Consider the following 24,024-nt stretch of genomic DNA (forward strand, 5'->3'; position numbering starts at 1 on the left):
TTATGTCCGTGATTCTGCACTTGTACTTGTGTAAAATATTTACTCCAAACCCTTATCCCGCATCTTAGAGAATTCGTCATATCTTCTGTAGATCGCCACACAGAATCCGATCAACATAATGATCGTCCCAGCCCATAGAATATTGATCTGAGGCTTGACAATAGCTTTGAGGATTACATAGTCTTTTTGAGTGCTATTGACTGTAAAGACAAACTTGTTCTCTTCAGGTAAAATATTCGTCAACTCAATTTTGATTCCAAGTTCATCATCTATGATTGGAACTCTGCCGACTTGATTATTTCTAATTATAAAAATTGGCTCCAACACTTTTTCCACATCATAATCCTGAATGGTTAGCTTGGCTTTTACGGCTACATCGCCATCGAATAGCTGCATCCCATCCAATTCCTTCACTACGTCCGCGCTTTCGAACTTGGTGACCATGTCAGATATGAAGAATGTGTCATTTGGAGATACTTCAAACACTTCTCCTTCTCTCCACTCAGGATCATCTAGATCGTTGATCACAGATACAAATGTGTACAAATCTTTACTCAAATATCTCTTTGAATCTGGAGATGATATCAAACCCATGGAGGTATTGTACTGTGCCATCGGACTTAAGGAAAAAGCCAATTGATCTTCTTGGTAGTAATCTATTTTGTAGTAATTGTTTTCTTCCAAGACGATTTGAACAAACTCACCTTCTCTGTGGTATGTTTTTCCATCCACTACGATATCTTTCAAAGCTATTGCCTGATTTACTCCTTCGGCTTTTTTCAAGATTTTGCTATCCACAAGTCCCGGTACACCGACTACCTTTTTCTGCCTACCTCTATAGATAGCAGTATAATCTTTGATCTGTGTAGGTTTGTTGATCCAAAGCAATACATGCTCTTTGTTTATTTCGTCTTCGAAGCTGTTTTTGTAAGTCAAACCCGATAGGTTGTAAGAAATCACTTCCGAATAGCCCGAAGAGAACATTACTCCAATCAAGATCATACCAAGTCCAATATGTGCCAAAGAGCCTCCAGCAAGTTTGAAGGTTGATTTTTTTAGGAGTTTGAACAAAATAGTAGCGTTCGCCACTATGGTAAATGCTCCAGCCAATACCACGATGATATAGCTAATGTCATAAACCTTCCCTGTAACAATAATTACCGCTGATATTAAAACTGAAATAATATATGGCATCACCAAAGTCTCTTTTAGTGTCTTACCATCTATTTTGTTCCACCAAAAGAACTGTCCTACGGCAGTAAGAAGAGCCAAAACTACAGCAAACCAAAGTTGGAATTTGGTATAGAAGCCAACTTGATCAGTAGGGGGTGCCATATTGGAGATTCCTCCAAAACTTTCTACTATGGCGTTCCATACCGGAATCGAAGTAGGTAGAATTACCTGAAATGCCATCAGTGACAAAGTGGTGGCACCAATGAAAATCCAGAATTCCCTCGAATATACAGAGGCTTCTTTGTCCGAAGTGGGGATGTGCTTCCACGCTCTGACAGCTAAGAAAATAGCTATTGCCAAGAAGAATAGCATGTATATCAATAGTTGTCCTGAAAGTCCCAAGTCCGTGAACGAATGCACCGAAGAGTCACCTAAAACACCACTTCTAACGAGGAATGTTGCATAGAGAATCAATATAAATGATGCTATTACCAGCACAATAGAAGTTTTTAATGCAGTGCTACTTTTCTTGTAAGTAATCATGGTATGAATACTCGCTACCATGATCAGCCATGGTACATAGACAGCATTTTCTACAGGATCCCAGTTCCAATAACCTCCAAAATTCAATGTGACATACGCCCAATAAGCCCCCATTATAATTCCCATACCTAATATCATCGCGGAGAATATTGCCCAAGGCAAAGCGGGACGGATCCATTCAGAATATCTTTTGAAAGCCAATCCGGCCATCAAAAATGCAAACGGAACCAATGTGCTGGCATATCCCAAAAACAGCGTTGGTGGATGAATGACCATCCAGATATTTTGCAATAATGGATTCAAGCCTGTACCATCCTCGGGTACAAAGTCTGGGTTCATCTGGAAGATCGGGGCAGATACAGCGTCTCTCAAGAGTATAAATGGAGAACTACCGATTTTCAAATCACCAATAACCACTCCCAGAATCATTGAAACCAAAAAAGCCTGTACAAGTGCAAATACGACCATTACTGGAGCTTCCCAAGATTTATTGGTATGGATTATTACCAGCCCTAAAACTACGTTCCAGAAAATCCATAAAATAAAAGCACCTTCTTGACCTTCCCAAAAGCTGGAAATCATGTAGTGTACTGGCAAGGCTATGGATGAGTGTGAGTAAGCATAGAAATACTCAAACCGATGACTGTAAATAATTTCAAAAAGTGATATTGCAATCGTCACACTCGCAACAGAATGAATATAGAAAAGTATTCGACTGAAATTTCTCCAGCTTGTCTTCTCCATCTCTGAAGCTACAGTATATTTATAATAGGAAAAGGCCGTCACTACAGCACTCACAAAAGCAAGAATAGTAGCAAAATGGCCTAAATTACCAACAAAGGTATTAATCATATCTTAGTCTTTAATCAAATTTACATTCCGGCAGTATTCACTTCCGTTTCTTGGTATTTGGAAGGACATTTCATCAAGATTTTATCCGCCATGAAAATTTCCTCTGATTTGTAAGCACCAATGACCACAACTTGCTCAGACCTGTGGAAATCTGCAGGTACAGGTTCATTGTAAAAGACTTTTTGCTCGGTACCATCATTATCTACCATCATGAAGTAAAATGAGGTTTTGTTTTCATTTACTTCAATTCCCTCTACTTCTCCTGATATACCTTTTTTCAATTGACCCACTACATGAATAGCCTTGTCTTCACCCTTCAACTTCATTTCCTTGGCAGTAGCAAAACTTTCATACGTACTTGCATCTCCCAACATCGAAACGATGATCACTATTGCTATTGCAATGATCCCAAGTCCTAAAATGTGCCCTTTTTTCATCTGTTTATAATTTGATTTTTAACGGTCGTAATTTTCCCCAATTATTAGGATGTTCTATCCCAACTTTTGGAGGAATCCAGTGTGACTTTGTTTGTGAAGTGTCCCAGATTCCGAATCTTTTTTATTTTGAATTTATCCCACGATCTTCTTCAAGCAATTTTTCCAATCTGCTGATTTTTCTATCTGTTGCAATTACATAAACCAATATTCCGGCAAATACGATCCCGATAATTCCTACTAAGACATATATTTTCCCTTCTGACCGCATGACATCAGCCATTTCGATTTTCGAATTGGTATAATCGTCTTCTGTGATGGCGATTTTCTCCTGTGCGTAGCTTTGAAGGCTAACCAAGAGAAATAATATAATAAACCACTTTTTCATCTACTTATAATTGATTGATCAATCTGTCTTCTATTTTTCTTTCTGCTCTTTTGAGCTTCACTCTCACTACACTAAGCCAAGTACCCAAGAGCGTCCACGCTATCACAGCAGGATAGAACACTTGTCTTAAGTTGCTATCCATATCGTATGCATTGAACCCTGGGTTACCACCATTCCCCGGGTGGAGGCTATCCGTCAATCTTGGTAATACGAAAATCAAAGGAATAAAGGCAGCAAAAGCGAAAATATTATATACTGCGCCGATTCTGGCTCTTTGGTGCACATCTGTTAGTGAATTTCTCAAAATCAAATATGCAAAATACATCAATAAGCCAATAGCTGATGCATTCTGCTTTGGATCTCCACTCCAATAATCTCCCCAGGTGAATTTTGCCCACAGCATTCCTGTCACAATGCCCAACACACCAAAAAGAATCGCTGCATTTGTAAACTCAATCGCAATGTCATCATTTCTAAGGTCGTTTGTCCTAAGAAATTTGATGCTATAGATGACTGCTACTACGAGCATGATGATCATTCCAAACCACATAGTGACATGGAAATAGAGTGCTCGGATGGTTTCGTTGAGAATAGGAAGTCTGGGAACATCAAGTAAGAGTCCTGCAATAATAGTATAAGCTAATAGTACTATTGTCAGAATTTTCCACCAGCTAGATTTCATGTGTTTATTATTTGTTTTTAAGAGGTCATCCCGACCGGTCGGGACAGGCTATGGAATCCCTGTCTACCGGTAGGCAGGTCGCATGATTTAATCATATCTACCATTGACATTTTCATTATGCTCGATTTTATGTAATCGATTTTTGCTTTTCAAGCGCAAAAATAAGCTATAAGTTCCTGATTCCTGTGCTTTTTGTCAGTTATTTAAACAGTACCAAAGGAATGTCAATGAATTGCTGGATTTTCAATATCAACTCCTCCACAAATAAGGAAACAAGATATAAGCTGTTGCTGAAATAATCGCATTGATTGCTAAAAGTGTAATCACCTTGTCCACACTGACACTCCAGTCCAAGCCGTCAATTGCATTTTTGGAAACTCGAATAGTCATCAGGAGAATAGGAATGATGACAGGAAAGCTCAAGATTGCCATCAATGTGGCATTGTTGCTGGCTTTGGAGGCGATGCCGGATACCATGGTAAGGCAAGCCGAAAAGCCCAATGACCCTAAGATAAGATTTAGCAGAAACAACCCTTGATCCTGAACGGGATTTCCCAAAATGATGCTAAATACCAAATACCCCAAAAGTGCCAAAACCAATGTCAAAATTGAATTGTAAATAATCTTCGAAACGATAATGGCTTCAGGAGAAGCTACCATATAATAGTACAATTGCCTTCCCTGATGCTCTTGTACAAAACTTTTTGCCACAGCATTCACGGCTGAAAAAAGAATGATAATCCAGTAAAGAGCATTCCAAGTAGGAACTCCAATATTACCCTGCTTTGCTCCTACACTGAGGTAAGTGATAAATACAGCTGAGACCACATACAGCAAAATCCCATTGAGAGCATATTTCTGCCTCCATTCTAGTGTGAGTTCTTTGAGGATTAGTGTATGGATTTGTTGAAACATGCTTGATGATTTGTGCCAAAGATAGTGGATAAATGATCTCCATTATAAATTTCTTTGTATCTTAAATCATCTAAAAATAACTCAATCATGTCAAAAGCTGTAAAAAACCCTTTTACCTGGCTCGAAATCTATGTTGAAGACATGGATAGAGCTAAAAAGTTTTATGAAAATGTTTTTCAAATCGAAATGATCCCCATGCAAACACCAGGGGACTTTAGTGATTTGGAAATGTGGTGTTTTCCTTGGGCAGAAGGCGAAAAGAATATCAGTGGGGCACTCTGTAAAACTGCCGACTTCAAACCTGGTGCAGGAGGGACACTTGTGTACTTCACTTGTGAGGATTGTTCAGTAGAGGAGTCCAGAGTTCAGCAGGCAGGTGGACAAGTTATCCAAGAAAAAATGCCAATTGGAGAGCATGGCTTTTGCAGTGTAATCTTAGACACTGAAGGAAATACTGTTGGTTTGCATTCAGATCTGTAAAAATGAATTTTAGAGTAGATGTCGATACCTGGTTTGTCTTTTGCATTCTGTTCATAACAGCACTTTTTTTGTTGGTAGTTGGATTTGTAGCAATACCTTTTTTCTTGAGAAAAAAGCAATTGAAACGGATTCAGTCTAAATCTTTGCGCAAAAAAAGTCTGTATGAACAGCTAGAGACAAAAATGAAAGCGCAAGAAATGTCGAGTTTGGAGTCTAGGAATTTTCTCCTTGAAACTAACTTAGAAGCTTCATTGCGAGAACTTATCAAATCTAACTTTAATGCATTACAAGTCAGTGCATTTTATGCAGAGTTTGAAAAAGTTTATCCACATTTTTACGAATCTCTTTATCAGTTGATTCCTGAAATCTCCACCCAAGAAGTTCGGTTATGCTCATTGATCAGAATGAATCTGACAGCAAAAGAAATCAGCCAAATTTTGAATATTACTCCTGCAAGTGTCAACAAAGCCAGGTATCGACTTCGAAAAAAAATCTCATTAGAACCTCAAGAAGATCTGGATAGTTTTATTTTAAGTGTCTGATAAATAGGTTTCTGTGTGCCTGTCCATTATTTGTCTATTAGGTAAATTGTCTCATTACCTCACACTTTTTATAGTTTCGGTCAAAATAAAAATATATGAGACCTATCGAAATCATCTTACTGATCACCTCCACGCTAATTCCAGTTTTTTTTCTCTTCAAACCTTATAAAAAGTATAGACTTCTAAGTATTGTATTAGTCTCCTTTATATTTTTGGCACATCTATTTTTCGAAGGCTTGAGATGGCAAATGTTTCCAGCATACATTTTCACCCTATTGAATCTGACTTTGCTACTTTCAAAAAAAAGCTTTTGGGCGAAAAATAAATTAGCATCTTTCACAATTGGGTTTTTTGCTCTAATTTTCATTTTGGTTGGTTGGATACTTCCTGTAGCCTTCCCCATATTTGATTTGCCAATACCCAAAGGTGAATATCAGGTAGGGTCCAAGCAGCTAGTTATCAACATTGATCGTCCCGAAATCATCTCGGAAAACCCCGAGGACAAAAGAGCTTTCATGGTAAAGGTTTGGTATCCAGCTCTCGTAGTAGATGAAATGCGTGAACCATATCTTGATCAAGGAAATAGACTTGGTTTTTCAAGTAAATATGGCTTGCCAAGCTGGTTTACCAATTATTTTGACTATTTCAAGACCAACACTTTTTTGAATCCGGAAATAGCAAATGGGAAGTTTCCGGTTTTGGTTTTTTCCCATGGCTCTTATTCAGAAGCTTATGGATATTATGCTTTGATGGAAGAATTGGTAAGTCAAGGATATATTGTTTTCAACCTGAATCATACTTATGAAAGCAGTGGTGCCCTTTTTCCAGATGGAGAAATAAAGCTTTACCATAAAGAGTTTGATAGAAAAACCAATAATCAAAAAATGGCAGAGATGGCTTGGAATGCTACGCAAGAATACCAAAATGCACAAAATGAAGCGGAGAAATTGGCGGCTGTAGAAGACCTGATCAGAGATTATGTTGCTGCCGAGATTACCGAGCGATGGAGTGAAGATATTACAGACCTGATTGATTACCTGCAAAAATTAGAAAACACCTCTTTTTTTGGTGATCATTTAGATTTGTCTAAAATTGGGGTGTTTGGGCATTCTCAAGGGGCTTCCGCAGCAGGACAAGCAATGCTAGATGATGACAGGATCTTGGCTGGGATCAATTTGGATGGAGTGCAATGGGGGACGATGATAGATACTTCTTTTAATAAACCTTTTCTTTTGATCTCTTCAGAATGGGACGAAAACCACCCTAAGCTCAATAAATTTTCTTATCGAAATTTGGATAAAGAGAATTTCACAAGTCTTATGATCAAAAATTCAGGGCACTCCAATTTTATGGATATTCCGCTCATTGTAAAAGTCCCTTATGTGAATGAATCTGGTACAATAGATGTTTTCAAAGCTTATGAAATTATCAATAGTTTGATTTTAAATTTCTTTGATAAAAACCTCTTGGATAAGGATCAAGAGAAAATGACTGATTATCCTGAAGTATTGAACGTTGATTAAGTTTGGCTTTGAGATTTTTGTAAAAAGCTTTAGCTTTAATTTTCAAGATAATTGGATATGATTCCAGTCTTTATGCCCATTTTATAAAATAGGGTTTATTTTAGTCAATAAATATCAGAAATTTTCAAGAACAAACCTTCAAGAAAAATGATACCCACAGCAGAACACAATGAAAGAATGGCAAAAATGACCTTTGCTTCGGTCTATCCTCACTATGTCGTCAAAGTCGAAAAAAAAGAGCGGACGAAAGATGAATTGCATCAAGTCATCAATTGGTTGACTGGCTTTGATGATGACAAGATCCAATCTTTGGTAGATGAAGGAGTCACATTTGAAGAGTTTTTTGCTCAGGCAAAACTACATCCAAATGCAGAAATGATCACCGGAACCATCTGCGGATACAAAATCCAAGATATAGACAACCCGCTCACCAAGCAGGTGAGATACTTAGACAAGCTGGTAGATGAGCTGGCCAAAGGGAAGAAGATGGAAAAGATAATGAGGGTATAGGATTATAATTTACGATTCAAATTGAGTTTTAACTGTTACTTGATTTAAGGGGTTTTAATGTCGTTTGTACCAGAATGTTTTTCTAGCCTATACCTTTCCTGGTTTTTTGGGAGTACCATGCTCCACGTTTGATCTTCATATTTCATTTTGATGATAAAATGAATATTAAGCTCGTCATTGAAAAACAAAGTGGAATCATTGATCTTAGCTAATGCTATACTCTTAACATATCCATTGTAAAAACTACTATTTTCTTTGAATAAAAGTTGGTTCCCATTCCTAATCAATTCAATGCTTGTCGAATCTTTATCTAAAAAATAGGTTCCTAAAAATGGCTCATCTTCCAAAGCGAGCAAAAAGTTTTTGGGATTATTAGTTTGTAAGATAGAATCAATTTTTAAGTAATTATCAATGTCTTGCGATCTATAACCCCGCACCATCTTTATGAAATTATCATCAAGAGCCTTGTAGTTATATAAGTCCGTCTTGTACCTAGGATTATTGGCGACAAATGGAAGCCATACATCCTCCGAGAGAATTTCGAATAGATCAGAATACTCTTTTCTTTTTTCATAAACCTGTGTTTTGAGGATTCCCTGCACCTCCATAATGTAATCATACCAGTTGACATACTGGGCACTCAGAGAAAAAATCAAATCAATGTTTTTGGAAGGAACGATTTCCTGATTTTGTAAAAGTGTTCCAAAAATAGATTTATTTGCCTTGAAGCCAGAGTATGACAAATGTGGGTAGAAATCGGCTCCTTTAATCTTTTTTATACTGTCCAAAGAGGCATCAAGAAAATAGTTTGCTGTAATGATGGAGTCCCTTTTTGCATGCTCTTTGATCGCATTATCACAACTCTTGATATCTAATTCTATTTCTTTCTGAATATTTTCCAAAATCAAATGAAACCTTCTTTCATTTGATTTTTTTTGATTGTAGTTATTTATCTGTAAGGCCAATAGAATTCCAATAATTACAAGAAAGATCTCTCCCAAGGCATACGTTAGGTAGTTCCAAAACTTTCCACTCTGAATAAATCCTTTCCTTAGATTTTTAAAAATATTTATCATATGCTTTGTTTTATTGTAATATGCGATAGGAAAATAGGCTAATATTATTATAAAAAAAACATCCTTCCTTTTTTTAAAATAAGATATACATGGAAATAAATAGAAATACTATAGATCTAAAATTGAAATATATTGGGGGTATTATTGGATACAGGGATACTTTATAAGGATTTGATATAAATGGAAATATGGTGGAAATAAATAGAAATAATTGGTAAATTCTTTGGCATATTTTAACTTTCGATTTTGATATCAAAACGATCATATGCATTATCTGAATTTTGACTTATTTGATTGGTTTTAGATTTTTACCTGAAAAAGAAGACAAAGAAGACTCTCTAATATAATGAAATACACAAAAATCTATCTTGACAATAAGAAAATAGAGATTTTCAACTCTCTTTTAGGAAAAGAAACCATCAAGGTTGATGATCAAATTGTTTCTTCAAAGTACTCCATTTTCGGTGCTGACCATCATTTTTCTTTAAAAGAAGAAGAGGAATTAAATCATTATCAATTCAAGTTTTCCTTGGGAATCAATGGGGTCCTCTTTGACTTCTATAAAAATGGCAAACCCATCATAGAATCAGAAAAAGGTGGCTGTCTCACTTTTATTTTCATGATGTTCATAATAGGAGTTGCAGTAGGCATTTTAAAAGCTATAGGACTTATATAATATCTATTTTTCCATATTTCAATAATATTTCACCGAAGGTATATATCTATTTATTTCACGAAGCATATTTCTTTTTAAACTGCCAAAATGACACTTTTCACCCTTTGGAACAGGCATTGATAAGGCTGTATTGTCAAAAATGTTTATCAATAATTAAAAATCTATATAGCTATGCAGGAAAAAGGTACCATCTCGATCCATACCGAGAATATTTTCCCAATCATCAAAAAGTTTCTCTACTCAGACAATGAGATTTTTCTTCGTGAATTGGTGTCCAATGCCGTAGATGCCACCCAAAAAATCAAAAGATTGGCTACACTCGGTCAATATACTGGAGAACTAGGTGATACAACTGTGGAAGTGTCTTTTGACAAAGACAAAAAGACTATCACCATCTCAGACAGAGGGCTTGGAATGACGGCCGAAGAGATCAAAAAGTACATCAATCAAATCGCTTTCTCTGGTGCTACTGAGTTCGTAGAAAAATTCAAGGATGCAAAAGATGCCAACGAGATCATCGGTAAGTTTGGTCTTGGGTTCTATTCAGCTTTTATGGTAGCCCACACTGTTGAGATCAATTCGCTTTCTTACCAAGAAGGTTCTGAGCCTGCCAAATGGACATGTGACGGAAGTACATCTTTCGAGATTTCCGAAGGGAATAGAACAGAAAGAGGTACAGATATTATCCTTCACATCAATGAAGAATCCGAAGAGTTTTTGGACAAGTGGAAGCTTCAGGGCATCTTGGACAAGTACTGCAAATTCCTTCCTGTTACCATTAAGTTCGGCACCAAATCCGAAAGTGTAGAAGATGGTGTGGATGAAGAAGGCAAGAAAAAGTGGAAATCTGTAGAAGTTGACAACATCATCAACACCACTTCACCGATCTGGACCAAGTCTCCGAGTGACTTGAAAGATGAAGATTACCTTTCATTCTACAAGGAGCTTTATCCAATGAGTGAAGATCCTCTTTTCTGGATTCACCTGAATGTGGATTATCCATTCAACTTGACAGGGGTTTTGTATTTCCCTAAAGTGAAAAATGATTTTGATTTCCAGAAAAACAAAATCAAATTATATAGCCGTCAGGTATTTATCACTGACGAAGTTAAAGACATCGTTCCTGAATTCTTGATGCTGCTTCATGGGGTGATCGATTCTCCTGATATTCCTCTCAACGTATCGAGAAGCTTCTTGCAAGCTGATGGAAATGTAAAAAAGATCAACAACTACATCACCAAAAAAGTGGCGGATAAGTTGTCGGAACTTTATAAGAAAGACAGAAAAGTCTATGAAGAAAAATGGAACGATATCGGTCTTTTTGTGAAATACGGAATGATCTCTGAGGAGAAATTTGCTGAAAAAGGAAAAGATTTCGTCTTGTTGAAAAACACAAAAGGAGAGTTCTATACCTTACCTGAATACAAGGAAAAAGTACAGGGAATCCAAACAGACAAAAACGAGCAGACGATCTATCTATATGCTACGGATGTCAACAAGCAGGATGGGTTCATCCAGTCTGCCAACAAAAAAGACTATGATGTCTTGGTGATGGATTCACCGATTGATAGCCACTTTATCCAACACTTGGAAGGCAAAGAAGAGAAGACCCAACTGAAGCGTGTAGATGCTGATGTTGCAGAAAAGTTGATCCAGAAAGATGATGCTTTCGCAAATCTTCTATCTGAAGAGCAATCCACTAAAGTGAAGGAAATCTTCGAAAAAGCGATTGACAATAAATCCTACAGTGTGGAAATCGAAGGCTTGAATCCTGAAGAACTTCCAGTGACTGTGACTATGGATGAGTTTATGCGCAGAATGAAAGACATGGCTGCAACAGGCGGCGGAATGGGCTTCTACGGTTCACTTCCTGACAACTACAAAGTAGCCATCAACGGAAACCACAGCGTCATCGATAAAATCCTCAAAGCCGAAAGCGAAGAAGAACAAACCAAGTTGGCAAAGCAATCTTTCGACTTGGCACTCCTTGCCCAAGGCTTGCTAACAGGTAAGGACTTGACTGAGTTTGTGAAAAGGTCTGTAAACATGATATAAACTCTAAACCTTTGGGGTCTTTTTCAGACCCCGAAGGTTTTTTCCCTAGAAACTTTGATGTCTTTATGATGCCAAAGGTTTTTCCCATTGAACTTTGGTGCCTTTCAGACCCCAAAGGTTTCCAATCTAAATTTCAAAACCCCGAAAATTCCTTGAATGGATATTTTCGGGGTTTTTTGTTTGATATGAAGTGATGACAAAAATTACGTTTAAATTTTCAGAAAATCTCTCTTTTATGACTTATCATATATGAAATTAAATAAGGTGAATTTATTTTTCAGTGATTTATAACCGCCTGATCTATAGTTGCCTAATAATTTTGGGGTTCGGTAAATTTAAATTTTTTCATGTTGAATATCAGATATTTACAAAATATTTCAAAAAAAAATTTTCTTGAAAACTTGACTTTTAATCTTGGGGGGGATATTTTTAAGTTAAGTTTTTAGCGCTAAGACCTTTTTAATCAATTTATTAACAATTAATTATTTAAAAAATGAGACACAAAATTTTAAACTATTTAGTAATTTGTTTTTTACAATAATTACTATATTTTCATGTGTTAGTGAAGATAATTTTCAAAAACACACTACAATAGAAAGTTTGGCTATAAATGAAGTTAGTAAATTAAAAGGAATACCTACTAACAATTTAATTGTGGTTACTCGCAATATCAAGGGCTTTGAAGTCCCCATAGTAACATCAAATGTTAATGACATAATATATCCTGTACTAATTAATGATTTAGGAATTGTAAAAGCAGTTCTTGAACAAAGAATGGTGAATAATGAAAATGGGTCGATTTCTTATTATCACTTTGCAAACGGGATAGAAATAGGTTCAAATACCGTTTTTGATGGTAAATTTACCGAATTCATGGGGGCACCTGTAGAAGAAAATTATAGAATTTTAAATGATTGTGAACAGGCTGAAGGAGAATCTTGTGCTGGATGTCATTATAGGCAAATGATGGAAATAATTGAATCTGATGGAGAAACACAAGCGCTTTGTGATGCATTAGGTCCTCAATGTGTAGCTGCTGTTTATGTTGCTTCAGCTATTCACTGTTGGTTAGAACATTAAACATCAATAATATGGATATCAATATAATTATACTTTCTCTAATATTAGTGGTAATATTATCCTCAATCTGTAATCTTCTTTTCAAAATATGGAAAGGAGACTTAGAAAAGAATCAAATGTTTTGGTTTTGGGTTATAATAGGTTTACCCCTTTTTGGCTCCATAGCATATTTTGCATTCAATTCAAAATTCAACCAAGAGGAAAGAGTTTTCTTGAGTAATAAAAAGAAATTCTCAAAATAATCTGCATACTATAAAAACTGTGAAAAGTTTTTAAATAGAATTTTGATCTAGGATTTCATGTTCTAGTTATTCTGACATGTTAAGTCCTTATTGAATTTGTCAAGAGGTCTAGTGGAATGATATAAATACTCAACCTTTGGGGTCTTTTTCAGACCCCGAAGGTTTTTTCCCTAGAAACTTTGATGTCTTTATGACCCCGAAGGTTTTTTCCCTAGAAACTTTGATGTCTTTCAGACCCCGAAGGTTTCCAATCTAAATTTCAAAACCCCGAAAATTCCTTGAATGGATATTTTCGGGGTTTATTGTTTGATATGAAAAAAGAATTAGCTAGTACAAATTGTGTAGATAATGCTTCAATAAAGAATTTCAAAAAATAGATTATTTTTTGAAATTCTTGAGAAAAAATTATATTTTTAGTGAAATTATAGCTTTTGTAGTTACATATTTAAATTGTAGTAAGATTTAAATTGTTCAAAATTTAATATCATGGTAAATAAATATTCATTCGCTCTCTTAATTTTTGTTTTACTTCTTGGTTCATGTGAGGAACCTCAAAATCCTGATACTATAATTTCAGCTGAAGTAAAAGTAGTTTTAAAATCAGATAAGCTTTTTTTTTCAACACACCCACAGTCTTCAAGCAGTGTTAAATTTTGGTTTCCTAGGCTAGACGATTATAGTGACCAACCTTTAACACAGTTAATCATGCTTAACAAAGATAGTGACACCCTCGCTATAACACCTGTGAATACCGCCCCTTTCCAGAAGACGTCTTCAATTACTGAATTAGAGTATGATTTTAAAGAGGGAGAATTTTATCAATTATATGTAGATTTAAAAGTTAATAAAGATAGTATTTTTAGATTTCAGCTGCCTGATTACCAGCATATCATAAAAACGCAGATGGCGGTTAAGCCTTTGGCTAAATTTGACCGTTTGGGTGAATTTGACTTAAGCCCCGATAGGGAATATTTGTTTTTGAATGATTTTGCCAATAATGAGATTAGCACTTATAGACTTGAAATAAATTCTAGTCAACTTCTCAAACTTGATGATCAATTAGGTACAAGATTAAGGGCTGTAGATGGTAATAGGGTCATATATCAAAATTCAGGGGTATATATAAACGACTTATTTTTATATGATATTGAAAATTCGTCATCCATTCCATTTGGACAAATGAGTAGTACAGGTAGAGTGTCAAGAGTCAATGATGGGCATTTGGTTTATTCCAATCCGATAGAAGATGGAAGCAGAACTCTTACAATTGTTAATTTAGAAAATGATGAAAGAAGGATTATACCAGATTTCGATTTTGGTAATACTAATAGAGAGTATATTATTGGGCAAAAAATATTTGGGAATTCGATTTTTGATATAGAAACCGGAACATTAAGTGAGGAGCTTTCTCCTTTTCAAGGAACTGCTTTGTTACAATATATTCCGAGTGAGGATTTAGTTTTCTATATTCAGGGATTAGGACCTGAAGCTTCACAACAAGGCTTCTCCTCAAAATTCGTTGTGGGTAAAAAAGGCCAAGAACCCAGCTTTGAGTCTCTTTCAGAAAAAAGTGTGACTTACTATCTACCTTCAGAAACTACATTGAAAGACAACAAGTTTTTGTTATACCTGATTTATATGCCAAATCAAGATGAACACAGAATCAGTGGGTTTTACCAAGTGGATTTGTCAAATGGATCTATCGAGTTAGTTCATTCACAGGACCGATTAAATTTTTCCCCAAATGGTTTGGTTCAACTTGAAGATAATTTGTGGTTAACATTGTTTTCTGGAGAAGTAGAGTTGATTCAGTTTGACTGATTGAAGATTTTATTTTATAATTCAAGCATTGTAGTTGATAGTCTGTATAATTCTTGTTTTTATCATGCTCTAGTCTTCAAAAGCTAGAGCATGATTTTACTCGGAAAAGAACCATTTTCCTAGATCGACCAAGTCAAGTTACCCAATATTTGTTTCATCTTTTCAAGTTTCAAAACTTTTTATCACGCGAAATAATTATTTTTGATACTATCAAAAAATGAAACCACCTTACGAGATTAATGCCACAATTTTAAAATTAATTACCTCCGTCTCGGAAAAAATAGGAGCTGTGAATGCCAAAAATCTGGTGAAGGAAAACCCGAAACTTCGAAAACAGAATCGAATCAGAATTATTCATTCCTCTCTAAGCATAGAAGGAAATACTTTGTCAGAAGATCAGATTTCGGCAATCATTTAAGATAAAAGAGTGTCAGGTCCGAAAAAAGACATCATAGAAGTATTGAATGTCTCAACTGTAAATAAAATTTTTCATAAGCTTTGTCATCTTGCTAATTGATTTTCATCTAATTTTTTATTTACTTCATATCACATTATTTAATACTTATTCTTTAATAAAAAGCAAAATTTAATTATGATAAAAATATCGAGTCAATATTTTATATATGTATTCGCATGTTTGGGTGTAGCAAATTGATAGGTTGGTTGAGCATTGAATTAAGTGTTGTGTCCAGTTGACTTTGCACAAGTATCTGCGTGGGACAAAGTCTTTTTCTATCATAACGAGTGACATTGCGGATACTCAGTATATTTTATATCGGGTTTAAACTCGAACGGTGTTTGGCGTTTCTTTTTTTCAAAAGGTTATCTGCTAGGAACCGCGAAATTGATAAATAATCAATATGATTATCCGCAATCATGCCACTAATCAATTAAACGATTGTTTTTTGGCAAACTGATACTAATAGATATTGGATATTTATTGATATTAGTTCGAAATCACAGGTTAATTCAATTGTTTAGATTCTACTGGTATAAAAACGGATATATATAATAATCAAAGTTTTAATTTTATTCCAATGGTAAACTGTAAATTTTTCTTTTTAGTATTCTTTATCGGAATCTTGGGCAATACTTTCGCCCAAGATTTTGACGAAATAGAAGGAAGGGTGATCAGAGATAGATCTGATTTTAAGCGAGGATTTCAAATATATGCTGTTATCCCTGCCTATACGATCAGTTCCTTTGCCAACATCAATGCAAACCTCTTCCAAAATGACTATCCAATCCTGCCTAGAGGACATCTAAATTATGGCTTTGGGTTTAACTATAGGCTGAATAGATTTATGATGGGCTCAGATATGTTTTGGGGTAACCAAATCAACACTATAGATATTCCGGATCGAGCTATGTCCAAAAGAAATCCATGGACTTACTCTTTCAATTTTGCCTACCATGTATTCAAAAGAGATGGATTTGCTATATATCCACAAGTTGGATTCAGCTTTACGGATACCAATCTGTTTCTATCCAACACCACGGCACCAAGCACATCCCTAGATGGTATATTGGCTTCCCCTGGAAACTCTGTCAATCTGTTCCATGAATCGTCAGGCTTGTTTGTAGGTGTTGGATTTGATGGCCATTGGTTGTTCAAGAAAGAATCCGTAACATCTACAATAAAAATTGGAAAGCGATTTCAAATGGAAAGAAGTAGTCCTTGGGAATCTTTTTACACGCCAATCACCAATTCTCCAACTGACAATTTCAATTATTGGTTTTTTCAATTGGGTTTTGGAGGGGTATTCAATTGGGATAAGAAGTCAGAAAGGAGATAGGTTAGCAAGAAGTAAACTTTTCTAAAGTTCGAAACTTTAGAAAAGTTCTCTTTTAGGCAAAGGCTGATTTCTCTTTTTCTACCAATTACCAAAATGTTAGGAATAACAAAAATTGTTGAGTTAGTCAATGACTATATCAGTCAGGTTAGGGATTAAGTTACATATTGGATTGGAAACACCTTGTCTTGTTATGATACACTTCAAGCTGAGAAGTGGAATCTACTATGATGTAAATAGTTACATATACGATCTTACCAATAGGAAATTGGCAAGATTATTAGTTTTTCAGTTTCAATTAAAAAAAGTGGATTTGGCGGAGAAAAGCAACTTCAGCAGCAGCACGAATGCTATTATCCCTTTCATCTGCATATTTTGGGTAATTTTCAAATCTTTCAATCCAAAAAAAGTAGAGTTTGTATCCCTTGTCCATCAAATCTGCCGAGGTCGGGCTATTTCAACTTTCCCACTTTCCAATCTTCTAACCCCCAGTCAACTCGCCAATTATTTCATTTCTCCTGCTTCTTGATATAGGGATCTTGGAGAATCCCATATCCAGTTCATTTCCCATGATTCCAAGCACTTTTGATTTGGATACGATATAGGTTTTGTGGACACGCAGGAATTCGCTTCGTGGGAGAAGTTCTTCGAGGCTTTTCATCGTCATTAGAGTAATGAAGCGATCCTTAGCGGTGAAAATAGAAGCGTAGTTTTCCATGCCTTCTATATAGTAGATGTCAACAAAGTTGATGCGTTTCAAGGCATTATCTACTTTGATGTAGAAGTGTTCTTTTTCTATGGTGCTGGCAGTGGAAGTGTTGCGATTTTGCTTGAGTTCGAGGATTTCCTTGGCTTTGTTCACCGCCTTGATAAATCTGTCGAAGGGATAGGGTTTTACCAAATAGTCCACCACATTCAGTTCAAATCCTTGCAGGGCATAGTTTGGATAAGCTGTAGTCAAGATCACCAAAGGTGGGTTTGAGAGCGTCTTGAGGAAATCAAGGCCAGTAATCTTGGGCATTTGAATATCCAAAAACATCAAGTCCGGTTTTTGCGAAGCTATCATTTCATTGGCTTGGAGGGCATTTTCACAGACACCGCAGAGTTCTAGGCATTCTATTTCACGCACATAGCTTTCCAAACCCTGACGGGCAAGTGGTTCATCTTCGACTATTATTGCCCTCATTTTCATACTTCCAGCTTGATTTTCAAATGTACAAAATATCCCTCTTGGTCATGCCTAATGTTCAGCTCATGTTGCTTTGGATAGACCAGTTCAAGTCTTCTCTTGATATTGTTCAGACCAATTCCACCCACTTCTTGCTCTTTCAATACATTCTTGTCTTCGCAAGTATTGAAAAATGTGGCTTCCAGAAGTTTTCCGTTTCTTTTTATATTGATCTGAACAATGTTAGGTCGGTCTGTATACGTTGATAGATGCTTGAAGCAATTTTCCAAAAATGGAATCAGCATCAAAGGTGCGATCTTAAAGCCACTCAAATTCCCCTCCTTTTCAAACTTCAAATCCAATCTCTCACCTTTTCGAATCTTTTCAAGAGCAAGGTAGTTTTCGAGGTAATCCAATTCTTTGGCGATGTCTATCCTGTCTTCTGTAAATTCATAAAGCTGAGATCTTAGCAAATTGGACAGCTTGATCAAGGTGTCAGAGGCCTTTTCCGGGTCAATCTTTATCAATACATAAATAGAATTGATGGTGTTGAAGAGAAAATGTGGATTAACTTGTGCTTTTAGGTATTGCAGTTCTGTTTCTAGGCGTTCTTTCTCCATGGCTTCTACTTTTCTTTGCTGCCTTTTGTTGTGGGAGAATATTGCAAGTACCAATAAGGCACCCACCGTGAAGAAGTTGGAAATAGAAAAAAACATGATGACTTGCATGAAATCTGCTTTGAAGATTTCTTCGGGCATGACTCCAAGCCATAATTTGATCATGCCATACATCACAAAACTTATAGCTCCGCATAGAGCAAGATATATGATGATCAATAAAAAAGAATTCAGCTTTTTTTGATTCTCTGATAGGAATAGCCATCGCATAAGATAGAAAAGTGAGGCATGGGCAAAGAGATAAATTCCCGTTACCCCATAAAGATCAATTATGTTTTCATAGTATGGAGTATAGTATTTGACCCAAAAGAAAAAGTATGTCACCCAAAATGAAATATGGTGAAGTTTGTACTGTCTCAGTTTTTCAATCATCTCATTTTTTTTTAGAATCTAAAGTATTCATGCGCAATTAGGTGCCGATTTTTTAGTCTCCATATCTTTTTTGCCAGATGGGTCTATACTTTATGTAAAAAGCTATACCAATTGCCATCACGACAGCCGTTCCGATTCCGACAAATTTGTAAAACACGATATTTGGCTGACCGGTATCGGTCAATACTATTTCAGGAAGCCTTGAGAAGGTTTCTGCCATCAAAGCACAATAAAGGCCTATTACACTCCAATACATAAAGTTGAAATGGTACACGAGATAGTCTTTTGTGTTTTTGACAAACAAAGGAAAAAGACCGGCAATCATTGTCAAAATACTGACAACCGCAAACCAGTGAAATATTCCAAACTTACCGAAAAGCCTATAAATCATAAATGCAGTAAGATTTACTACGACCATGAATAAAATATACGCATAGCCGATTTTTTTATGTCTTTTTGTCCCTTTGGCAGAGACCAAAACATAAAACCCTGTAACCAATGCCGCAATTGAAGCAAGCAAATGGATTTGCCCAATGAAGTTGCCAGTAATGTTGCCCATAAATTTATTTGTTTTGAATATTTATGAAATCAAACTTTGAGCTTTAACCTTTACTTTTTTTTTGAAAAGCTTTAGCCAGACCTAAAGTTAAAAACACAATAGCTACAATATATAATGTCCACCAAATCATTTTATTCTTTTTCCAAAAATCGCAATAATCAAGAAAGCAATCAAAATTGATTGACCAATCGCAAGTTTTCAATGACCAATTGCCGATAAAAACGGATTGTTTGAGAAAAAGGAAGTTTTATGCCTTAGAAGCAGTTTTTGAGAGTGCTTTTTACATTTCGTCAAATCTCAGCGTCCCTGTGTCAAAGTAATTTTAGGAAATCTATTCCTTCTGCCAAATTTGAGTCAAACAAAACAACAAAATCATGAAAACAACAAATTCAATCTTGACGCTTTTTTTATGCGTGGCATTTTCTGGGATATTATTTGGACAGCAATCAGAAAAAGTTATGAGTACGACAGTGCTTGGGAAAGGACAGCCGATGATCTTAATTCATGGAATGGCTTGCAATTCCGATGTTTGGGATGATTTGGTGGAAAGATATACGGAAAACTATGAATTGCATCTGGTTCATATCAAGGGATTTGGAAATGATGAGTTTGTGGAAAAAGATCATTACCTCAAAGCCATTTTAGAGGAGTTGATTGCTTACACGAAGGAAAAAAAATTAGAAAATACTATTTTAGTAGGTCACAGTATGGGAGGTTTTTTGGGACTGTGGGCAGCAGCAGAGGAACCTGAACTTTTTGAAAAAGTGGTTTCAATAGATGGAGTGCCGTATTTTCCTGTTTTGCAGATTCCTGGGATCACTCCTGAGTCAGCCAAGCCTATCGTTGAGCAAATGACTTCAAGCATGGCCTCAATGAATGAGGAGCAAGCATTACAAAACCAAAAAATGATAGTGGAATCGATGATTGCTACTCCTTCAAAAAGAGAAAAAGTGATAGAGATGGGAATGAATAGCAACCCTCAAATAATCGGACAAGCTTATGGAGAAATGTATACCACGGATATCCGTCCATTAATGAGTAAAGTCAAAATCCCAGTTCAGGTATTTGGCGCTTGGGCCGCGTATCAAAATTATGGTGCAACCAAAGAAAATGTGACATTTGGATATAAAAATCAGTTGAAAGATATCCAAAATGCAAATTTGCTAGTTGCAGATATTGCTTATCACTTTGTCTTCTTGGATGAGCCAGAGTGGTTTTTTTCGGAGGTGGAAAAATTCATAAAGTGAAATTGATGCACTAATAACTGATCAACTAATAACGATTATCCGCATGATTTCATTAGAAAATTAACCTACTGGTTTCATTGCGGATAATCACATAATATTTTTTCTAATTTATACTTAGGTGTTTGTCTATATCTAATTTCAAATAAGTAAGTTTTTCTTTCGATTTCGTTATATTATTTTGATTCTACAGGGGTTTTCTCAGTAGAGCCTATGTTTATTCTGATTCATAAATAAACCTTATCTTCAAGACAATAAGGGACATTTGTATAAGCGAATAAACAGTTTTTAAGTAAATACAATCCTAAGTACATTTGTACCATTAGCAAAAACTCAATCATGGATAAATATTCCTATATCGCCAATGCACATGTAGCTTACATCGATGAGCTATACGCAGATTACAAAAACAACCCAGAGGCAATAGACCCTAGCTGGAAGACATTTTTTGATGGATTTGAATTTGCCATCACGCAATATGGAGAGGACGAAAACGGAGGCGCCCAAGTATCTTCTGCTTCCAATCAAACAAAACCTGCTGCGAATGGTGCTCTTGCTACTAGAGGTACCATTATGGACATGGAACAACTGCCAAAGGAAATCAAAGTTCGTGCTTTGATTCATGCGCATAGATCCAGAGCCCATCTTCGCTCAAAAACAAATCCTGTAAGGGAAAGAAGAGATAGAAAAGCTTTGATAGATTTGGAAGATTTCGGTTTGGATCAAAATGATCTGAATACTGAATTTCAAGCTGGAAATGAGATCGGAATCGGTGCAGCAAAGCTCTCCAAAATCATCGAGTCTCTAAAAACTATTTATGAAGGACCTATGGGCTTCGAGTATCTATACATTAGAGATCCCGAAATGCTCGATTGGTTGAAAACAAAAATTGAAAAAGAAGCGCTTTCCTTCAACCCTCCAACAGAAGAAAAGAAAAGAATTCTATCCAAATTGAATGAGGCGGTGGTTTTCGAAAACTTTTTGCATACAAAATACCTCGGCCAAAAAAGATTTTCCCTAGAAGGTGGCGAAAGCACAATTCCATTTTTGGATGCTGTCATCAATAAAGGTGCTGAACTTGGAGTAGAGGAGGTCATGATTGGAATGGCGCACAGAGGAAGGTTAAATGTCCTTGCCAACATCATGGGTAAAACTTACGAGCAGATTTTTTCTGAGTTTGAAGGTACGGCAAAGCCTGACTTGACAATGGGTGATGGGGATGTAAAGTACCACATGGGTTATTCTAGTGATATCACTACGATTGACGACAAGAAAGTAAACCTCAAATTAGCTCCAAACCCTTCTCACTTAGAAGCTGTAAACCCAGTAGTAGAAGGTTTTTTAAGAGCAAAAATTGATTCTCAGCACAAAGGAGATTCTACTAAAGCCCTTCCGATATTGATCCATGGAGATGCGGCAGTTGCTGGACAGGGGATTGTGTATGAAGTTACACAAATGGCTGGTTTGAAAGGTTATAATACTGGAGGGACTATCCATTTTGTCATCAACAATCAAGTTGGTTTTACTACTGATTTTGACGATGCTAGATCTTCTATCTACTGTACAGATGTTGCAAAGATCATTGATGCACCTGTGATCCACGTAAATGGTGATGATGCAGAGGCGGTGGTTTTTGCGGCAAGACTTGCAGCAGAATTCCGTCAGAAATTCAACAAGGATATTTTTGTCGATATGGTGTGCTACCGTCGTCACGGCCACAACGAATCTGATGAGCCTAAATTCACGCAGCCTGAACTTTACAATATCATTTCGAAGCACCCTAATCCAAGGGAGATTTATGTAAAAAGACTTTCTGAAAGAGGAGACCTTGATGCTAAAATCGCCAAGCAGATGGATGCTGAGTTCAGACAATTGCTTCAAGACAGATTGAACATGGTGAAAGAAAAGCCACTTCCATATCAATTTACAAAATTTGAAAAGGAATGGCAGTCACTGAGAAGGTCAACGCCGGAGGATTTTGACAAATCACCTGACACCTTCATTTCTGAAGAAGCAATCAAAAAAGTAGCTGAAGCAATCACTCAAGTGCCAAAGGGTTTCAAACCTATCAAGCAAATTGATATTCAGCTGAAGCAAAGAAAAGAGATGTTTTTCAATGCGAAATCTTTAAACTGGGCATCTGCTGAGTTGCTTGCTTATGGGTCTTTGCTATTGGAAGAAAAAACAGTTAGGATCACCGGACAAGATGTGCAAAGAGGGACTTTCTCCCATAGACACGCAGTAGTTCATGATTCCACTACCAATAAGCCTTACAATTTCCTAAAGGAAATGAAGGATAGCAAAGGTCAATTTAGCATTTACAATTCCTTGCTTTCTGAATATGCTGTTTTGGGATTTGAATATGGATATGCAATGGCGAGTCCAAATTCTTTGGTTATCTGGGAAGCTCAGTTTGGTGATTTCGCCAATGGCGCACAGACCATGATTGACCAGTTTATCTCTTCTGGAGAATCCAAGTGGCAAAAAATGAATGGCTTGGTCATGTTGCTTCCTCACGGATATGAAGGTCAAGGTCCTGAGCATTCCAATGCCAGACCAGAGAGATTCTTACAGCTTTCTGCTGAATACAACATGGTGGTGGCCAACATCACAGAGCCTTCTAACTTCTTCCATTTGCTAAGAAGACAAGTGGCTTGGGAATTTAGAAAACCGTGCATTGTAATGTCTCCAAAATCGCTTTTGAGACATCCTAAGGTTGTTTCTCCTATTGAAGAGTTTACATCGGGAGGTTTCAAGGAGGTTATTCTTGACAATACAGTCAAAGCAAAAGATGTGAAGCGTGTCATCCTTTGTTCAGGGAAAATTTTCTATGACCTAGAAGAAGTAAGGGAAAAAGAAAAAGTAAAAGATGTAGCTATCATCAGAATAGAGCAACTTCACCCACTTCCTAAAAAACAAATGCTCGATGCCATCGCCAAGTACAAAGATGCTGAAGTAGTTTGGGTACAAGAAGAACCGGAAAATATGGGGTACTGGAATTATATCTTGAGAATGCTTTACAAAGAGCTTCCAATGGATGTGATCGCAAGGAAAATGAGTGCTTCCCCTGCTACAGGATATAACAAAGTCCATGTGGAAGAACAATCCAATATCGTGAAAAAAGCATTAAAACTTTCATAAAACCCCTAGCCAGCTTTTAAAGAAAAGCTGGCTTAGGTTTAATTTAAATTTATTCATGTTAAATTAACCTTAAATTCT

Annotated in this window: 21 protein-coding genes; 12 read left to right on the plus strand and 9 right to left on the minus strand. The window is 36.3% G+C overall.

Annotation, left to right across the window (positions count from 1 at the left end; translation table 11 throughout):
* Positions 1-39: 39 nt before the first annotated feature.
* From ccsA (MM213_RS06930) to MM213_RS06950, 5 genes are all read right to left on the minus strand, one after another.
* A complete protein-coding gene (gene ccsA / locus MM213_RS06930) occupies positions 40-2,568 on the minus strand; it encodes a cytochrome c biogenesis protein CcsA (protein ID WP_241410762.1) in 2,529 nt (842 codons plus the stop codon).
* 20 nt (positions 2,569-2,588) lie between these two features.
* On the minus strand, positions 2,589-3,005 hold the full coding sequence (locus MM213_RS06935; protein WP_241410764.1) for a cytochrome c maturation protein CcmE domain-containing protein: 417 nt from the start codon (positions 3,003-3,005) through the stop codon (positions 2,589-2,591).
* A 121-nt stretch (positions 3,006-3,126) separates the two neighbouring features.
* Positions 3,127-3,390: a CcmD family protein gene (locus tag MM213_RS06940; protein ID WP_241410766.1), complete on the minus strand. Its 264-nt coding sequence runs from the start codon at positions 3,388-3,390 to the stop codon at positions 3,127-3,129.
* A 4-nt stretch (positions 3,391-3,394) separates the two neighbouring features.
* Positions 3,395-4,072: a cytochrome c biogenesis protein CcsA gene (ccsA, locus tag MM213_RS06945; RefSeq protein WP_241410768.1), complete on the minus strand. Its 678-nt coding sequence runs from the start codon at positions 4,070-4,072 to the stop codon at positions 3,395-3,397.
* 249 nt (positions 4,073-4,321) lie between these two features.
* Complete coding sequence (locus MM213_RS06950; RefSeq protein WP_241410770.1) at positions 4,322-4,987, minus strand: heme exporter protein CcmB; 666 nt, start codon at positions 4,985-4,987, stop codon at positions 4,322-4,324.
* Between the two features lie 87 nt (positions 4,988-5,074).
* On the opposite strand from MM213_RS06950, the gene MM213_RS06955 reads away from it, so the two are divergent.
* The 4 genes from MM213_RS06955 to MM213_RS06970 all read left to right on the plus strand — a co-directional run bounded on the left by MM213_RS06955 (position 5,075) and on the right by MM213_RS06970 (position 8,042).
* Positions 5,075-5,467, plus strand: coding sequence for a VOC family protein (locus MM213_RS06955; protein WP_241410772.1), 393 nt, complete (start codon positions 5,075-5,077; stop codon positions 5,465-5,467).
* A gap of 2 nt (positions 5,468-5,469) precedes the next feature.
* Positions 5,470-6,009, plus strand: a complete 540-nt coding sequence (locus MM213_RS06960) for a helix-turn-helix transcriptional regulator (protein WP_241410774.1) — start codon at positions 5,470-5,472, stop codon at positions 6,007-6,009.
* 95 nt (positions 6,010-6,104) lie between these two features.
* Positions 6,105-7,532 carry an alpha/beta hydrolase family protein gene (locus MM213_RS06965; protein ID WP_241410776.1) on the plus strand — a complete coding sequence of 476 codons (1,428 nt, stop codon included), beginning with the start codon at positions 6,105-6,107 and terminating at the stop codon, positions 7,530-7,532.
* Positions 7,533-7,679: 147 nt separating this feature from the next.
* The gene (locus tag MM213_RS06970; protein ID WP_241410778.1) at positions 7,680-8,042 is read left to right on the plus strand and encodes a DUF2200 domain-containing protein; all 363 of its coding nucleotides are present in this window, start codon (positions 7,680-7,682) and stop codon (positions 8,040-8,042) included.
* A 44-nt stretch (positions 8,043-8,086) separates the two neighbouring features.
* Here the strand turns inward: MM213_RS06970 and MM213_RS06975 are convergent, their stop codons facing one another.
* A complete protein-coding gene (locus MM213_RS06975) occupies positions 8,087-9,118 on the minus strand; it encodes a DUF6090 family protein (RefSeq protein WP_241410780.1) in 1,032 nt (343 codons plus the stop codon).
* A gap of 346 nt (positions 9,119-9,464) precedes the next feature.
* On the opposite strand from MM213_RS06975, the gene MM213_RS06980 reads away from it, so the two are divergent.
* The 6 genes from MM213_RS06980 (at position 9,465) to MM213_RS07005 (ending at position 16,788) form a co-directional block, all read left to right on the plus strand.
* The gene (locus MM213_RS06980; RefSeq protein ID WP_241410782.1) at positions 9,465-9,794 is read left to right on the plus strand and encodes a hypothetical protein; all 330 of its coding nucleotides are present in this window, start codon (positions 9,465-9,467) and stop codon (positions 9,792-9,794) included.
* Positions 9,795-9,965: 171 nt separating this feature from the next.
* The gene (htpG, locus tag MM213_RS06985; protein ID WP_241410784.1) at positions 9,966-11,849 is read left to right on the plus strand and encodes a molecular chaperone HtpG; all 1,884 of its coding nucleotides are present in this window, start codon (positions 9,966-9,968) and stop codon (positions 11,847-11,849) included.
* 525 nt (positions 11,850-12,374) lie between these two features.
* Complete coding sequence (locus tag MM213_RS06990; RefSeq protein WP_241410785.1) at positions 12,375-12,929, plus strand: hypothetical protein; 555 nt, start codon at positions 12,375-12,377, stop codon at positions 12,927-12,929.
* 947 nt (positions 12,930-13,876) lie between these two features.
* Positions 13,877-14,992 (plus strand): hypothetical protein, encoded by a 1,116-nt coding sequence (locus MM213_RS06995; RefSeq protein ID WP_241410787.1) that lies wholly within the window; start codon positions 13,877-13,879, stop codon positions 14,990-14,992.
* 217 nt (positions 14,993-15,209) lie between these two features.
* A complete protein-coding gene (locus tag MM213_RS07000; protein ID WP_241410789.1) occupies positions 15,210-15,410 on the plus strand; it encodes a hypothetical protein in 201 nt (66 codons plus the stop codon).
* Positions 15,411-16,029: 619 nt separating this feature from the next.
* Entirely contained in the window at positions 16,030-16,788 is a 759-nt protein-coding gene (locus MM213_RS07005; protein WP_241410791.1) for a hypothetical protein, read from the plus strand.
* Between the two features lie 478 nt (positions 16,789-17,266).
* Here the strand turns inward: MM213_RS07005 and MM213_RS07010 are convergent, their stop codons facing one another.
* From MM213_RS07010 to MM213_RS07020, 3 genes are read right to left on the minus strand one after another with little or no spacing between them, the layout of a single operon-like run.
* On the minus strand, positions 17,267-17,971 hold the full coding sequence (locus tag MM213_RS07010; protein WP_241410793.1) for a LytR/AlgR family response regulator transcription factor: 705 nt from the start codon (positions 17,969-17,971) through the stop codon (positions 17,267-17,269).
* 2 nt (positions 17,972-17,973) lie between these two features.
* Positions 17,974-19,002, minus strand: coding sequence for a sensor histidine kinase (locus MM213_RS07015; RefSeq protein ID WP_241410794.1), 1,029 nt, complete (start codon positions 19,000-19,002; stop codon positions 17,974-17,976).
* 52 nt (positions 19,003-19,054) lie between these two features.
* On the minus strand, positions 19,055-19,561 hold the full coding sequence (locus MM213_RS07020) for a DUF2306 domain-containing protein (RefSeq protein WP_241410796.1): 507 nt from the start codon (positions 19,559-19,561) through the stop codon (positions 19,055-19,057).
* Between the two features lie 374 nt (positions 19,562-19,935).
* On the opposite strand from MM213_RS07020, the gene MM213_RS07025 reads away from it, so the two are divergent.
* Both MM213_RS07025 and MM213_RS07030 read left to right on the plus strand, forming a co-directional pair.
* Positions 19,936-20,808, plus strand: coding sequence for an alpha/beta fold hydrolase (locus tag MM213_RS07025; RefSeq protein ID WP_241410798.1), 873 nt, complete (start codon positions 19,936-19,938; stop codon positions 20,806-20,808).
* A gap of 336 nt (positions 20,809-21,144) precedes the next feature.
* Positions 21,145-23,946, plus strand: a complete 2,802-nt coding sequence (locus tag MM213_RS07030; RefSeq protein ID WP_241410799.1) for a 2-oxoglutarate dehydrogenase E1 component — start codon at positions 21,145-21,147, stop codon at positions 23,944-23,946.
* Positions 23,947-24,024 lie beyond the last annotated feature (78 nt).

Origin of the sequence: Belliella alkalica (genome assembly GCF_022549785.1) — a bacterium.
Classification (GTDB): domain Bacteria; phylum Bacteroidota; class Bacteroidia; order Cytophagales; family Cyclobacteriaceae; genus Belliella; species Belliella alkalica.

Coding starts and splice junctions, on each gene's coding strand:
- ccsA (WP_241410768.1), bottom strand. CDS start 4,072: ATGAAATCTAGCTGGTGGAAAATTCTGACAATAGTACTATTAGCTTAT.
- MM213_RS07010 (WP_241410793.1), bottom strand. CDS start 17,971: ATGAGGGCAATAATAGTCGAAGATGAACCACTTGCCCGTCAGGGTTTG.
- MM213_RS07020 (WP_241410796.1), bottom strand. CDS start 19,561: ATGGGCAACATTACTGGCAACTTCATTGGGCAAATCCATTTGCTTGCT.
- htpG (WP_241410784.1), top strand. CDS start 9,966: ATGCAGGAAAAAGGTACCATCTCGATCCATACCGAGAATATTTTCCCA.
- MM213_RS06955 (WP_241410772.1), top strand. CDS start 5,075: ATGTCAAAAGCTGTAAAAAACCCTTTTACCTGGCTCGAAATCTATGTT.
- MM213_RS06940 (WP_241410766.1), bottom strand. CDS start 3,390: ATGAAAAAGTGGTTTATTATATTATTTCTCTTGGTTAGCCTTCAAAGC.
- MM213_RS06980 (WP_241410782.1), top strand. CDS start 9,465: ATGAAATACACAAAAATCTATCTTGACAATAAGAAAATAGAGATTTTC.
- MM213_RS06970 (WP_241410778.1), top strand. CDS start 7,680: ATGATACCCACAGCAGAACACAATGAAAGAATGGCAAAAATGACCTTT.
- MM213_RS06950 (WP_241410770.1), bottom strand. CDS start 4,987: ATGTTTCAACAAATCCATACACTAATCCTCAAAGAACTCACACTAGAA.
- MM213_RS06995 (WP_241410787.1), top strand. CDS start 13,877: ATGCTTAACAAAGATAGTGACACCCTCGCTATAACACCTGTGAATACC.
- MM213_RS07015 (WP_241410794.1), bottom strand. CDS start 19,002: ATGATTGAAAAACTGAGACAGTACAAACTTCACCATATTTCATTTTGG.
- MM213_RS07025 (WP_241410798.1), top strand. CDS start 19,936: ATGAAAACAACAAATTCAATCTTGACGCTTTTTTTATGCGTGGCATTT.
- MM213_RS06965 (WP_241410776.1), top strand. CDS start 6,105: ATGAGACCTATCGAAATCATCTTACTGATCACCTCCACGCTAATTCCA.
- MM213_RS06935 (WP_241410764.1), bottom strand. CDS start 3,005: ATGAAAAAAGGGCACATTTTAGGACTTGGGATCATTGCAATAGCAATA.
- MM213_RS07000 (WP_241410789.1), top strand. CDS start 15,210: ATGAAACCACCTTACGAGATTAATGCCACAATTTTAAAATTAATTACC.
- MM213_RS07005 (WP_241410791.1), top strand. CDS start 16,030: ATGGTAAACTGTAAATTTTTCTTTTTAGTATTCTTTATCGGAATCTTG.
- MM213_RS06975 (WP_241410780.1), bottom strand. CDS start 9,118: ATGATAAATATTTTTAAAAATCTAAGGAAAGGATTTATTCAGAGTGGA.
- MM213_RS07030 (WP_241410799.1), top strand. CDS start 21,145: ATGGATAAATATTCCTATATCGCCAATGCACATGTAGCTTACATCGAT.
- ccsA (WP_241410762.1), bottom strand. CDS start 2,568: ATGATTAATACCTTTGTTGGTAATTTAGGCCATTTTGCTACTATTCTT.
- MM213_RS06960 (WP_241410774.1), top strand. CDS start 5,470: ATGAATTTTAGAGTAGATGTCGATACCTGGTTTGTCTTTTGCATTCTG.